The organism is Loktanella sp. D2R18 (genome assembly GCF_003318235.1).
Lineage (GTDB): Bacteria > Pseudomonadota > Alphaproteobacteria > Rhodobacterales > Rhodobacteraceae > Yoonia.
This window is the reverse complement of the sequence record NZ_QOCG01000006.1, coordinates 51,939-64,545: the sequence shown is the minus strand read 5'-3', so window position 1 is coordinate 64,545 and position 12,607 is coordinate 51,939. Positions and strand designations below refer to the sequence as shown.

The window sequence follows — 12,607 nt, the reverse complement described above, 5'->3', positions numbered from 1 at the left end:
CAGCACGGCTAGCCAGTGACGCCCTCGGTTTGTGGAAGCGGATCTGGGGTCGTCACGTTTTCGGGGCGTCGTTTTTCGTAAAAAGCATTGCCGCCAGCTGTGACCACATAGTGAATATTGTTGTAGTTGGCGTCATACCACGCGGCATGGAAAAACTTTGCGCTGGCGACATGCGGGTGCCGTTCACCCGCCAGCACGGCTGTCGCTGATATCTCTGCCAGTGCCCGCCCCTGACCGTCCATCGCTTTGGTCATCACACCCGGTGCAAATTGATTTCGCTGACCAACAACGGCGCATACGTTGTCGGGGAATGCATCTGATTGCACGCGGTTCATCACAACGCTGCCCACTGCAACCATTCCATCGCGGCTGGACCGGTTTGTTTCAAAATACATCGCGCGCGCCAAACAATCGATATCTGACGCTGAGGCGCGCGTGGCCTGCGGTTCGCGTGAACACCCTGCGACACCGCACACCGCGACGCAGGCCCCGATGAGCAACATTCTAGATCTCATTAGCTGCATATCTGCGCTCCTTTGCGCATGCATACGCGTCTAATTTATTGATCTCAAGTTAGAGTTCACGTGAACGTAATTCTGCGCGCAAGAATTTCGCAGCCGATCGAAAATGGCTCGGTCCGGCCGCTTCAGCCCAGCGCCCCGGCGTCCATTTGTTATTGGCGCCTTTCATCGGACCACCGTAAAGCTCTGCCTCGGACTTCGAAGTGATAAATACAATCAAATCGTCATACCTCGATACCAACGCAGATTTCGCGCCACTCCAGTCTAGGTCGCTCTGGCGCTGGCGTAGATCGGCGTTGTAGCGTTTTAGATCGTTCCACTTGTACCCTTCAGCGGGAAAGAACACAGCCTTTCCTGCTTGCCCGTTTGCATACCACCCTAAGAATAGGCTGATCCAGTGGGCGCGGTGCGCGATAACGTCCTTGATTGAGGTATCTTCATCACCCTTCCTCATTGCCATATTGGCATCAATCGCACCGACAAGCTTTGACAGCTTGGCGAATTCTTTTTGTGAAATCTCAAGGAGTGCTGTTTTGGTTGTTGCGGCCATTGGGGGCTCCCTTCCAGTGCAACCTTACCGCGAAACGCACATAGGGGCCTTGTGGTAGATCAAACCGCAAAACGCAAAAGGCCGCACCAGATGGCGCGGCCTTTGAAATCGCAATTGCAAGAACGATTAGTTCTTGGCGTAGAATTCGACCACGAGGTTTGGTTCCATTGTGACCGGGTAAGGCACATCGCCCAAAGTTGGTGTGCGTACGAATGTCGCTACCATCTTGGAGTGGTCAACTTCCATGTAGTCAGGAACGTCACGCTCTGGCAGTTGTGAAGCAACCAAAACCAGTTCCAACTGCTTAGACTTCTGACGCACTTCGATCACGTCGCCTTCTTTCACACGGTAGGAAGGAATGTTCACTTTCTTACCGTTCACTGTGACGTGGCCGTGGTTCACGAACTGACGTGCGGCAAAAACAGTTGGCACGAATTTCGCGCGGTAAACGACAGCGTCCAAGCGGCGCTCGAGCAGACCGATGAGGTTTTCACCTGTATCGCCTTTAACACGCTCGGCTTCGCCGTAGATGCGGCGGAACTGTTTCTCGGTCAGGTCACCATAGTAACCTTTTAGCTTTTGCTTTGCGCGCAGCTGTGTACCGAAATCGGAAAGTTTGCCTTTGCGGCGCTGACCGTGCTGGCCGGGGCCGTATTCACGACGGTTTACTGGGGATTTCGGACGACCCCAGATGTTTTCGCCCATCCGGCGGTCAATTTTGTACTTGGCAGCGGTACGTTTAGTCATACGCTGATCTCCTTCTTTAGTTTGCGAAGGGCGTTGTCCTTTTTCCCGGATTTTGCCGGAACGACAGGGTTCCTCTTGCGAGGTCCACCAACACCAATGAAAGCGCGCTTATAGTGGTGATCTGATTGCTGTCAATGACTAATCGAATTGTGACCGAATTGAGCACACCAGAGTCTTAGGAATGCACAAATTACGTCAAATTCTTAACATATCGATGGGCTAAAAACCGCTCATGGCACTGATGAATGTCAGTTTCCATGCGTAACGAGTAATTTGTTTCTGATTAGTCTGTATTGTGTTTACGATTTTGGCGCGCATGTGGCGGTTCTATTTAACCCGACATGCGCGCAATCTGCTCTTGCTCCTGCAGTACAAAACCGCAATGCAGTGCAAATGACAGATTTGGCGCGCGGTACACAACTTTTCCACTTTGCAGCGGCTTTTGGGGCCGGCGGCTTGTTGACCCTGATGGTCTTATGCAACGGGACCCTCGCAGCCCATGGATCACTGTTTTTTGCATCATGGGTGCCACATCTGACAGGTAGCGGCGTGGCGCTATTTCTTCTGATTATATTACGCCCGAAACGCGCCACCCCTATCCGCCCGCCGCTTTGGGCCTATTTGGGCGGAATTTCAGGCGGCGTGACCGTGATGTTAACCTCGGCGACGATGAACACTGCGCTAGCGCTTTCAGGGACCATTGCGCTGGGGTTGGCGGGGCAAGTCGTCTTTAGCCTTTTTGCGGATGTGCGCGGGTTGTTTGGCCTGCCCAAACGTCTGCCGAAACAGCGTGATTATCTTTCGCTCGCACTGATCTTGGCCGGGAGTTCGATTTTGATCTTTTTGGGGGGCGACGCATGATGATCTATGCGGCACTTGCAGTCCTTGCAGGGCTGTTGGTTGGGCTTAGCCGGCAGATCAACGGGAGACTTGCGCTGTCGACCTCTGCGCTTGAATCATCATTTTGGAACCATTTTGTTGGGCTTTTCTTTATCACTTGTATTGCCCTGGCTGTCGGCGGGTTGTTCGCCGGATCCCCCGGCAACGCCCCATGGTGGGCTTATCTGGGCGGCCCAATCGGCGTCGTGTTTATCGCGGCCGGCAGTTGGCTAATTCCACGAATCGGCGCTGCGCATACGGCGATGCTTATTATCGCGGGCCAGATGATTTCGGGGGTACTTCTCGATATTATTTTCAAAGCCCCCGGCAGTACCTCCGCGCGCGTCATCGGTATTTTGTGCATTTTGGTTGGGGTTTGGGTGGCACGCAGCCCCACAAAGCGCGGCAAAAAAGGGTGATAAAAAGTACAATCAAAAATCCGTGATGCGCGAAATAAATGCGCCTATAAGTTGAATTTTAGGCGGCATTTTGCCAATCTAAAAATGCCTATGGACAGCGTTCATTTTTTGGAACAGATAGCCACTGTTCGAAACTTAAAATAGGAAAAACCTAAAATGAACAACGTGTTAAAAATCTCAGCCGCTATCGCATTCGCATCAATCGCAACAACTGCATCTGCTGAGTGCACGGAAGCATCCATTCAAGAAAAGACAATGGAAATCTCAACCGGAATGCAAGCTTTGGCTGCAACAGACCCCGAAATGATGATGGAAATTTCAACTGAGCTTCAGACTGCGATCGCAGCTGCTGCCGAAGCTGACGACATCGAAGCCGTTTGCACATCACTTGATGAAATTTCTGCAAAAATGGACAGCTAAGCCTGTCTTGGATTTGCCCCGACCTTGCATCGGGGCAAATCTATTTTAATTTTCTTTACGGTCATCCACGACACCCAACGCGGCAACACCGGAATTCCCCAAATCAACCGTTGCGAACGGCCCACCGATGCACAGGTTGGCAAGGTCCTTGTTATCCAATGGCGGCGTGTCGGCCAGAATTTCTTTGGCAAAGACTTCGGCGTTATCTTTCGGGCGATAGCCCAAATGCGCGGCCTTGGTGTTGTCGACAACGACGCGGTCGTTGTTGGAAATCCCCCAAACCTTCGTGAAGCCCACAACTGGTGAATCGATGGATCGTTCGACCAGATGGATCAGGTCATCATAGGATAGCCACGTCCCAAGCGACCGCGCGTTATTCGCCTGTGCACATGAGAAAATTCGCATACAGACCGATTCCACGCCGCGTTTGTCCCAGTACAGGCTCGCTAGGTCCTCGCAAAAGCATTTCGCCAGCCCGTAGTAAGTGTCCGGCTTATGCGGCGCATCTAGATCAATCACGTCGGTTTTCAAATGCATCCCTACAGCGTGGACAGAGCTTGCGTAGACAACACGGCGCACGCCTTGACGGTAGGCGGCCTCCCAGACGTTATAGGCCCCGATGATGTTAGAATGCAGGATATCGTCCCAGGCGGCTTCATCCCCGATGGCGCCAAAATGCACCACCATATCAGCACCCTTTAGGATCGCTTCAAGCGCAGCAAGATCGCCAAGGTCAGCCTGCACATAGGTCTCGCCGGGCAATGTGTTGCCAATGTCTGCTGCCAGATCGGTCGACACCAGTTCGTCGCACATCTTTGTCAGCGGTTCGCGCAAATATGACCCCAAACGGCCAGCGGCCCCGGTCAGAACAAGTTTCTTCATGTGTTTTCCTTATTGGTGGATTGGCGCATCTGCGCCATCAAACTATCAGTGGATTTCGCCAGCACACCGATATCAGTGGCACAGGCAACAAATGTGAACCCATCATTAATCAGATCAGCCGCAAACGCCGGGTCAGTGACCAACGTGCCTACAGGCACGCCCAAATCCATCAGTTTGCGCGCAGCAGGCATGATCCGCGCCCAGACATCAGGATGCAACGGCTGGCCCAGCAGCCCCATATCAGCCGAAATATCCGCAGGCCCAAAAAACACGCCATCAACCCCATCGACAGTGCCAATCTCGACCGCTTGATCAAGTGAAGCGCAGGTTTCGATTTGCAAGATAACGCTGGTTTGCGCTGCGACGTTTTCATAATAGTCTGTGACGCGCCCAAACCGATTGCCCCGTGCGATCCCAGCCACGCCACGGATACCGTGCGGCGGGTAACGGGTTGCAGCCACAGCGGCGCGGGCTTCATCGGCCGTTTGGATCATTGGGAACAAAATCCCATCCGGCCCCAGATCAAGCAGCCGTTTAACGATCACTGGATCATTGACCGGCGTGCGCACAATCGCAGTTGCGTGGTAGGGCGCTATGGCCTGCAACTGCCCCAGCACATCCTGCATATCACCCGGCGTATGCTCGAGATCAACAACCAGCCAATCAAAACCGGCGCCCGCCACAACTTCGGTGGAATAGGCATTGGCAAGGCTTATCCAGCAACCGATCTGCTTTTCACCCGCTTGCATCGCTGCGAGGAACTTGTTGGTTTGCATTTTCATATCACGGCCTTTTCTTCAAAACGGATGCCGCTCTCGATGCGGTCAAAGTGAAACGGGGTCAAATCCAAATTAGAATATGCGCCTGCGGTAATCCACTCTGCTACGCCGCGCCCCATTGCGGGGCTTTGCTGGAACCCATGTCCTGAAAATCCATTCACGAAGATAAAGTTTGCAACGTCGGGATGCGGCCCAACAATCGCGTTTTGATCAAAGACGTTGTAGGCGTAGTGCCCCGCCCAAGAGTTGCGCAATTTAATCGCCTCAAACTGTGGAATACGCGTCGCGAGGATTGGCCAAACCTTTTCCTCCCAAAGACTATGATCTTGCACGAAATCATCGTGGCCTACGGCCGGATCATCATCGGGCGGGCAGCCAGCAAGATAATATGTGCCTTCAGACCGCATATGCACGCCCGATGGATCAATGGTCAACGGCAGGTCACGATCCAGCGGTTTTTCCGCCTCGAATATATAGGTGTAGCGCTTGCGCGGCTCCACGGGGATATTGATGCCCGCCATCTTTGCCGTCAGCGCCGCACGCGGGCCGCTGGCGTTGACCACAGTGCCGCAATTGATCACTTCGCCGGATTTCAACGTCACGCTTTCAATGCGTGTGCCGCTCGCGTCTTTTGTCATCGCGACCACTTCATTTGTGACATATTCCGCTCCGCGTTCCCGCGCTGACCGTTTCCACCAATCAAACAAAGTGTTGCCGTCGAAATAGCCTTCGTCGATCAGATTGTGGTTCGCCGCAACGATATCATCGAGATTATAAAATGGATAGGCGGCGGCGATTTCATCACGTGTCATATGTTTGGTGCCCGCGCCGCAAGCGGCTTGGAGCTTTTGGCCTTCTCGCAACGTGTCCGCAAACGCGGCATTGTCGGCCAAATACATGTAGCCATAGCTTTGCAGCACGACTTCTGGCACGCGCGGGTCATCGCCCATGTAGCTGCGGAAATTCTTGACGAAATCAGCAGCGAATTGCGAGATGCGTATGTTAATCTCTTGGCTGAATTGCTGGCGCATGCACGAATTCGTGTGCGAGGTTGACGTGAATTCATAAGTCGGATCACGTTCCACCACGAGGATCGACCCGTCAAAGCCGCGGTTATCGGTAAGAAACCAAGCCACAGACGAGCCGAGCATCGCCCCCCCGACGATCACGACATCATAGCTGGATTTAAGCGGCGCTTGCGTCATGCGGTTTCTCCTTTTGCTACAGCGTCCAAAATTGCGGCCACAGTCTGTTCCGACAGCCCGTAGTCGTCCATCGCAGATTGCGCAGAAATATAGCCACGCGTCAGATCGCGTTTGACCCGTTCAGGATCACGGGCTGAGGCATCACCATAACCTGCACCCCCAGGCAGACCAAGGATCACCCGTGCGCCATCCGGTACAAATTGTTTCCCCTTGCCCTGCATTGCGGCACCATCATCGCGTGAAATTGTGGTGGGGCCGCCGCTTTCGCCGCCCCGCCGCCCGCGCGCGGGGTGACCAACCCGGTCAAACATCGCTGAAAAATCAAACTCATAGCCCTTGGTCGCGCCGACCTCCATATATTGGCCCAAGCCGCCGCGAAATTGCCCCGCGCCGCCGCTATCAGGCCGCAGTTCTTTACGCCAGATGATCACCGGGCCGGTATGTTCTGTGGCCTCGATCGGCATGGTCATGACGCCCGAGGGAAAGGCCGTGGCGTTCAACCCGTCGACGGTGGCGCGCGCACCTGCACCGCCAGAGTTAAAGGCAAGAACCTCCGACCGCACGCCATCGTGCCCCGGTGCGGGGCGCAGGCTGACTTGGAAATTGCACAGGCACCCTGCCCCTTCGGCGGGCACCGTTGCGGGCAGGATTTTGTCAAGCGCATCATATACCGTGTCCGGGATCATGTGCCCTATGATATGGCGCAGCGCGACAGGAGCCGGATGCACCGCATTGACGATACTGTTGACCGGGGCCGTGACCTCAAACGGGGCAAGCGAAGCCGCATTATTCGGGATTTCGGGTGCCACCGCGCATTTGAGCGCATAACACGCATAGGCCTTTGTATAGACCAGCGGCACGTTGATCCCTTTTTTATCAAGCCCCGAAGTCCCTGCGAAATCGCAAATCATCCGATCTTTTTCGATGGTCAACTTGACCCGCAAATCAATCGGCGTATCAAACCCATCAATCGTCATGCCGCCATCCGCGCTGTCCTGTGGCAGAGCCGCGATTTTTTCAAGCGTTGCACGGCGCGAGTTGTCCAAGATAAACGCGCCGATCCCGTCCAAATCAACAAGTGCAAATTCGTCCATCATTTCGGCAAGCCGCCGCTGACCGATCTCATTGCAGGTGGCCAACGCGTACAGATCACCAATCAGTTGATCAGGTTCACGCACATTGCCACGCAACATATGGATCAAGGTTTGATCCACCGCGCCGCGATCCGCGAATTTCATGATTGGTATATAGATGCCTTCTTCATAGACGCTGGCTGCATCCGCGCCAAACCCACGCCCGCCGATATCGACGACATGGGCAGTGCAAGCAAAGAAACCCACGTGGTTGCCATTATGAAACGACGGGGTGACGACCGTGATATCATGCAGATGCCCGGTACCCTCCCATGGGTCATTGGTGATATAGACATCGCCTTCGCAGATATTATCGCGCCCGATACGCCGGATAAAGTGCGCGACAGCATCAGCCATCGCGTTCACATGCCCCGGCGTGCCTGTCACCGCTTGGGCCAACATCAATCCATCGGCGTTATAGACGCCAGCGGACAGATCGCCAGCCTCTCGGACGCTGGTGGAAAACGCGGTGCGCACAAGGGCCTGCGCCTGTTCCTCGACCACCGAAATCAGGCGATTCCACATGACTTGGTAAGCGACGGCTAAAGGCGTTGTCATTGAGCGGGCTCCTTTACAGTGATGTCCACGCAACCATCGGGTTGGATGACGGCCTGACGGCTACCGGGGATGATGATTGTGGTTTCGGGTTCGGTGATTTTTCCGGGGAAGGTGATGTGATCGCCAGGTGCCAATCTGGTGCGGTCGTAGCTGTAGCCATGCAAGAAGCAGTCATGCGCGGGGTCAAAGACAGAGCATTTTCCACTTATCACGGCGGTTCTCCGGGTTATGACCTCTTTGGTGCGGGTGGCTGGCTCTGGCGGGGTTGTGGCGTTGACGGACCAGACGGTGATTTCGATGTCCATGCCCGCGACGGTGCGCGAAAAGAGCTTGGCGTATTCGTCCTCAAAGCGTTGTTTGAAGGTGGCGGCGTCGGGGTTTTGTGCCTGTTCCTCTGTCAGTGTGATAGGGATTTCCCAGCCTTGCCCTGTGTAGCGCATGTAGACTTTGAATTCCGACAGGATCGGGCTTTCGGCGTCGCAGCTGCGCACGAAACCGGTGGCCTCGCCCTGCAGATCGGCGAGCAGGGCGGTGATGGCGGCGGGGTCGAAATCGGCGAGGCGTATGTAGACGGAGCGGTTTGCCTCGAAGGAAAAGGGTGCCCGCAGGAAGCCGATTGCGCTTCCAACGCCTGCGCCCGGCGGGACGAGCAGGCGGTCAATGCCAAGCTTTTCGCACAGGCGCGCGGCATGGAGGGGAGCCGCGCCGCCAAAGGCGATCATGGTATATTCTGAGAGATCTTCACCGTTTTCGACGGCGTGCACACGGGCGGCGTTGGCCATGTTTTCATCCACAACCTCAGACAGGCCATGGGCAGCCTCGCGCGCGTCCATCGACAGGGTGTCGCCGATGTGGGATTTAAGGGCGGCCTCGCAGGCGGTGCGGTCCAGCGTCATGGTGCCGCCAGCAAAATCCTTGGCATCAAGGCGGCCAAGGATCAGGTCCGCATCGGTGACGGCGGGGCGCGCGCCACCGCGCCCGTAGCAGGCCGGGCCGGGTTCTGACCCGGCGCTTTCGGGGCCAACTCGGATTTGGTGCATCGCATCGACATGGGCAAGACTGCCGCCCCCGGCACCAATTTCAACCATGTCGATCACCGGGATGGAAATCGGCATACCGGACCCTTTTTTGAACCGATAGGTGCGCGCGACCTCAAATACACGACTGGTTTTGGGGGTCTGGTTCTTGATCAGGCAAATCTTGGCGGTGGTGCCGCCCATGTCAAACGACAGCACCTTGTCCAGCCCATAACGTGCTGCGATGTTCGCTGCGAACACAGCGCCGCCAGCGGGCCCGGATTCAACCAAACGCACAGGGAACTCTGCCGCGCTTTCGAGGCTAATAATTCCGCCGCCTGAATGCATCAAAAAGATTGGACACTCCGCCCCTTCCTCAGCCAACCGCCCTTTAAGCCGCCCAAGGTATGATTTCATCAAAGGCTTGATATAGGCATTCGCCACGGTCGTGTTGAACCGTTCATATTCGCGCATCTGCGGTGAAACCTCCGACGAAATAGACACCATCACATTTGGCAGTTTTTCCGCAAGCACCTCGCGGATCATCTGTTCATGCGAGTCATTCAAATAGGCATGGATCAACCCAACCGCGATGCTTTCAAACCCCATTGGTGCAATCTGATCAGCAAGGGCTTCGACATCCGCACGTTCAAGCGGAATCAACACATTGCCTTGCGCGTCCATCCGTTCAGACAAGGTGAACCGATGCTGGCGCGGCAGTAGCGGTTCGGGCAGTTGCAAATTCAGATCATATTGCTCAAACCGACTTTCGGTACGCATCTCAATCACGTCGCGAAAGCCTTCGGTGGTGATCAAGGCGGTCTTAGCTCCGCGCCGTTCAATCAACGCATTTGTCGCCAAAGTCGTGCCGTGAATGATCTGAGAAATCGCACCGGGAGCGATCCCCGCCTTGGCACAAACTTGATGCATCCCGTCGATAATCGCGTCCTCGGGGGCTGCGTAGGTGGTCAAAACTTTGGTCGAAAACTGCGCTGTGCCGCGCTCGAGCACGACATCTGTGAATGTGCCGCCGATATCGACGCCTAGCCTGATGTTATGTTGCATAAACGACGGGTCCCAAACTGTTGTTTAAGAGAATGCTAGCCGTAACGATAAATCACCACAAATTGTTTAATACGATCATAAGGATAACATTTTTTTATCATACGCTTGCGCAGTTTCCGCCGCGATTGCGGCGCATTGGGCTACGACACAGGGTGCCTTTTCGGCATCAAATCGGGCATAAAAATCCAACGGCGTCGGCGCCCAGTCATAGGTCATTTTTTGCAGCGCCCCGCACGCGATTTCGGCGGCCACCATCGCCGCTGGGAGCGTCGCAATGCCCATCCCATCAAGTGTCATATGCAAACAAGCCGCAAGATTACTGGAAGGCACCAAATGCACATTCAAATCACGCCGCTGTGCAAAATGTGCGGCAACCTGATCAAAAAGGCGGGTATTGCGCGCATGTGTCAGGATCGGATGGCGCGCCAAATCATCCATACAAGCCGGGCCTGTCACGGCAACATCGGGCGCAGCAACCCAGATCATGTCATAGGAACCAAGCGGGGTTTCACCGCTGGAAAGTCGTTGGAACGGCCCGTTTTGCACAGTCAAATCTAGTGTCCGTTCTTCAAGGCCACGTTCAAGATTGGCGGAAAGGTCCACGGTCAACTCGACCGATAGATTCGGGTAGCCCTCTTTGAGCGCACGCAAATAGTCACGCAACCACGTATGCACGATCATTTCGGTTACCCCAAGCCGCAACGTCCCTGACACCAGTTGCTTTTGATCGGCAGCCACAACCATCGCATCCGCCGCGTCCATGACACGCCGCGCGTGCACCAATAGGTCGCGCCCTTTGTCCGTAAGATGCACTGACCCCGCGTCGCGTGTCATCAATTGCGTGTTCAACACCGCCTCAAGCCGCGCAATACGTGCCGAGATATTCGGCTGCGTCGTATTCAACCGATCAGCCGCACGCCGAAAGCTTTGCATATCCGCAACCCAAATGAAGGCTTCAAGCTGTTTGAGGTTCAACCGCATCTTCGTCCGATCCTTGATTCATTCGCATCGCGAAATACTGCGTCTTGGTGCAGCAAATCGCCAAATAGCGGATGGGCCACCGCCAATGAAAACCGAAAGCAGCCATCCCCCAGATCGTGATGCCCAACCACTACTTTGCCCGGACTAAACACGTGCGGCAAGCGGAACCTGCGCCCGCCAATCTGTAGAAAGAAGTGGTCGCTTTTGAACAGCAACGCATCGTCAGTGGCTTCCACCTGCAAGGCCATCCCAACCCCATAGCCGATGTATTCCTCTAGCCCGGTCACGCCCGCAAACCGCTTTGAGCTATGCACAACTTGCGGAAATCCATGCGCGCGGCCGTATTGACGCATCCAAAACTGGCCATCGCTTGCCCTGTCTTCGGTCACGACAACCACGGCGGGCTGGTGTAAGCTACTGCGGTCAAACGGAAACGGCGCACCTATCACACGTGCCGCCTGCGCAAGGACCCAACCCGCCGCATTCATTTTCATTGCGGTCACGACGCCTTGGTAAGCGACGCTTTGTCCGGCGCAAAGACGTTTGCCGAAACGCTTTTGAATGGCCGCGGGCAACCGTGCCCAAGCGCGTGCGCCCAAAAGATTGCGAAACCGTAGATCGGTAGTTTGCGGGTCGATGCAGATTGGGGTTTGCTTGACCTTAGGCGCAATATGGATCGATGGCATGATGCTTCCTTCCAAATCTTCGATAATCTATCAGCGGGCTATTTCCGTTTTCCACCCGCAAAATTCAGTAGTTTAATGACCCTATCGCCAAGCCCGACCAACCGGACGAGCTGCGCCTTGGGAACTCCACGCATTTGATCATACCACCGCGTCGTATTGTCCAAAAATCCTTGCATTTCGGTCAAACGTTGCAGGACTTCGGGCGCGACAGATTGATCGTCTTGTGCAAGCTCAACACATTCTGCGATGGCTGAAATGGCGGGATCAATCTCACGCTCACGTCGCCCCTGAGCAATGCGCAAAGCCATTTCCCAAACGTCGACCTCGGCCACAAAATATTCGCGGCGATCCCCCGCGATTGGCACCCGCCGGATTAGCCTCCACGCGACCAATTCCTTGAGCGAATTCGACACATTTGAACGGGCAATCCCCAAGCATTCGGAAATCTGTTCGGCATTCATTGGATCGACGGCCAAATACAAAAGCGCGTGCACCTGCGCGACCGAACGATTAACGCCCCACTGCCCGCCCATATCACCCCAATACAGAATAAACTGATCAATTGCCTGCGTGCGTTTTATGTCTGTAATTTCTGTCATAACAGAAATATAGAAAATAGGCGACGCTATTGCAAGCCTAATCAGGCAGCGCGCGCCGAAAACCGACGTTTCCCCTCAATGGCCGAACGCGACTTCGGGTGACGCTTGCGACGATGAGACAGCGGCATGACCCACAAGTAACAACGGCAACCAAGCATCTTGCGTCG

Annotated in this window: 14 protein-coding genes; 3 read left to right on the top strand and 11 right to left on the bottom strand. The window is 55.0% G+C overall.

Going from position 1 to position 12,607, the window contains the following annotated elements:
- Positions 1 to 8 precede the first annotated feature (8 nt).
- The 3 genes from DS901_RS02970 to rpsD form a co-directional block, all read right to left on the bottom strand.
- The gene (locus DS901_RS02970) at positions 9 to 515 is read right to left on the bottom strand and encodes a cell wall hydrolase (protein WP_404932331.1); all 507 of its coding nucleotides are present in this window, start codon (positions 513 to 515) and stop codon (positions 9 to 11) included.
- Between the two features lie 58 nt (positions 516 to 573).
- Complete coding sequence (locus DS901_RS02965) at positions 574 to 1,071, bottom strand: ClbS/DfsB family four-helix bundle protein (protein WP_113775448.1); 498 nt, start codon at positions 1,069 to 1,071, stop codon at positions 574 to 576.
- A 126-nt stretch (positions 1,072 to 1,197) separates the two neighbouring features.
- Positions 1,198 to 1,818 carry a 30S ribosomal protein S4 gene (rpsD, locus tag DS901_RS02960; RefSeq protein WP_113775447.1) on the bottom strand — a complete coding sequence of 207 codons (621 nt, stop codon included), beginning with the start codon at positions 1,816 to 1,818 and terminating at the stop codon, positions 1,198 to 1,200.
- A gap of 393 nt (positions 1,819 to 2,211) precedes the next feature.
- Here rpsD and DS901_RS02955 point away from each other — a divergent pair, with 393 nt between their 5' ends.
- The 3 genes from DS901_RS02955 (at position 2,212) to DS901_RS02945 (ending at position 3,536) form a co-directional block, all read left to right on the top strand.
- Complete coding sequence (locus DS901_RS02955) at positions 2,212 to 2,679, top strand: DMT family transporter (protein WP_113775781.1); 468 nt, start codon at positions 2,212 to 2,214, stop codon at positions 2,677 to 2,679.
- A complete protein-coding gene (locus DS901_RS02950) occupies positions 2,676 to 3,116 on the top strand; it encodes a DMT family transporter (protein ID WP_113775446.1) in 441 nt (146 codons plus the stop codon). The genes DS901_RS02955 and DS901_RS02950 overlap by 4 nt, the downstream gene beginning before the upstream one ends.
- A 156-nt stretch (positions 3,117 to 3,272) precedes the next feature.
- Positions 3,273 to 3,536: a hypothetical protein gene (locus DS901_RS02945; RefSeq protein WP_113775445.1), complete on the top strand. Its 264-nt coding sequence runs from the start codon at positions 3,273 to 3,275 to the stop codon at positions 3,534 to 3,536.
- Positions 3,537 to 3,581: 45 nt separating this feature from the next.
- On the opposite strand, the gene DS901_RS02940 is transcribed toward DS901_RS02945, so the two are convergent.
- The 8 genes from DS901_RS02940 to DS901_RS02905 form a co-directional block, all read right to left on the bottom strand.
- Positions 3,582 to 4,418, bottom strand: a complete 837-nt coding sequence (locus DS901_RS02940) for an NAD-dependent epimerase/dehydratase family protein (protein ID WP_113775444.1) — start codon at positions 4,416 to 4,418, stop codon at positions 3,582 to 3,584.
- Positions 4,415 to 5,200, bottom strand: coding sequence for an HpcH/HpaI aldolase family protein (locus DS901_RS02935; protein ID WP_113775443.1), 786 nt, complete (start codon positions 5,198 to 5,200; stop codon positions 4,415 to 4,417). The genes DS901_RS02940 and DS901_RS02935 overlap by 4 nt, the downstream gene beginning before the upstream one ends.
- Positions 5,197 to 6,402 (bottom strand): NAD(P)/FAD-dependent oxidoreductase, encoded by a 1,206-nt coding sequence (locus DS901_RS02930; RefSeq protein WP_113775442.1) that lies wholly within the window; start codon positions 6,400 to 6,402, stop codon positions 5,197 to 5,199. The genes DS901_RS02935 and DS901_RS02930 overlap by 4 nt, the downstream gene beginning before the upstream one ends.
- Positions 6,399 to 8,093 (bottom strand): hydantoinase B/oxoprolinase family protein, encoded by a 1,695-nt coding sequence (locus DS901_RS02925; protein ID WP_113775441.1) that lies wholly within the window; start codon positions 8,091 to 8,093, stop codon positions 6,399 to 6,401. Before DS901_RS02925 ends, DS901_RS02930 begins: the two co-directional genes overlap by 4 nt.
- The gene (locus DS901_RS02920; RefSeq protein WP_113775440.1) at positions 8,090 to 10,174 is read right to left on the bottom strand and encodes a hydantoinase/oxoprolinase family protein; all 2,085 of its coding nucleotides are present in this window, start codon (positions 10,172 to 10,174) and stop codon (positions 8,090 to 8,092) included. Before DS901_RS02920 ends, DS901_RS02925 begins: the two co-directional genes overlap by 4 nt.
- A gap of 75 nt (positions 10,175 to 10,249) precedes the next feature.
- On the bottom strand, positions 10,250 to 11,155 hold the full coding sequence (locus tag DS901_RS02915) for a LysR family transcriptional regulator (RefSeq protein ID WP_113775439.1): 906 nt from the start codon (positions 11,153 to 11,155) through the stop codon (positions 10,250 to 10,252).
- Positions 11,146 to 11,841, bottom strand: coding sequence for a DUF4166 domain-containing protein (locus tag DS901_RS02910; protein ID WP_113775438.1), 696 nt, complete (start codon positions 11,839 to 11,841; stop codon positions 11,146 to 11,148). Before DS901_RS02910 ends, DS901_RS02915 begins: the two co-directional genes overlap by 10 nt.
- A gap of 38 nt (positions 11,842 to 11,879) precedes the next feature.
- A complete protein-coding gene (locus DS901_RS02905) occupies positions 11,880 to 12,440 on the bottom strand; it encodes a GbsR/MarR family transcriptional regulator (protein ID WP_113775437.1) in 561 nt (186 codons plus the stop codon).
- Positions 12,441 to 12,607 lie beyond the last annotated feature (167 nt).

Bases quoted from the DNA above. Each gene is read 5' to 3' on its own strand.
- DS901_RS02950 (WP_113775446.1), top strand. From the start codon at position 2,676: ATGATGATCTATGCGGCACTTGCAGTCCTTGCAGGGCTGTTGGTTGGG.
- DS901_RS02965 (WP_113775448.1), bottom strand. From the start codon at position 1,071: ATGGCCGCAACAACCAAAACAGCACTCCTTGAGATTTCACAAAAAGAA.
- rpsD (WP_113775447.1), bottom strand. From the start codon at position 1,818: ATGACTAAACGTACCGCTGCCAAGTACAAAATTGACCGCCGGATGGGC.
- DS901_RS02915 (WP_113775439.1), bottom strand. From the start codon at position 11,155: ATGCGGTTGAACCTCAAACAGCTTGAAGCCTTCATTTGGGTTGCGGAT.
- DS901_RS02935 (WP_113775443.1), bottom strand. From the start codon at position 5,200: ATGAAAATGCAAACCAACAAGTTCCTCGCAGCGATGCAAGCGGGTGAA.
- DS901_RS02955 (WP_113775781.1), top strand. From the start codon at position 2,212: ATGACAGATTTGGCGCGCGGTACACAACTTTTCCACTTTGCAGCGGCT.
- DS901_RS02925 (WP_113775441.1), bottom strand. From the start codon at position 8,093: ATGACAACGCCTTTAGCCGTCGCTTACCAAGTCATGTGGAATCGCCTG.
- DS901_RS02970 (WP_404932331.1), bottom strand. From the start codon at position 515: ATGAGATCTAGAATGTTGCTCATCGGGGCCTGCGTCGCGGTGTGCGGT.
- DS901_RS02940 (WP_113775444.1), bottom strand. From the start codon at position 4,418: ATGAAGAAACTTGTTCTGACCGGGGCCGCTGGCCGTTTGGGGTCATAT.
- DS901_RS02920 (WP_113775440.1), bottom strand. From the start codon at position 10,174: ATGCAACATAACATCAGGCTAGGCGTCGATATCGGCGGCACATTCACA.
- DS901_RS02930 (WP_113775442.1), bottom strand. From the start codon at position 6,402: ATGACGCAAGCGCCGCTTAAATCCAGCTATGATGTCGTGATCGTCGGG.
- DS901_RS02910 (WP_113775438.1), bottom strand. From the start codon at position 11,841: ATGCCATCGATCCATATTGCGCCTAAGGTCAAGCAAACCCCAATCTGC.
- DS901_RS02945 (WP_113775445.1), top strand. From the start codon at position 3,273: ATGAACAACGTGTTAAAAATCTCAGCCGCTATCGCATTCGCATCAATC.
- DS901_RS02905 (WP_113775437.1), bottom strand. From the start codon at position 12,440: ATGACAGAAATTACAGACATAAAACGCACGCAGGCAATTGATCAGTTT.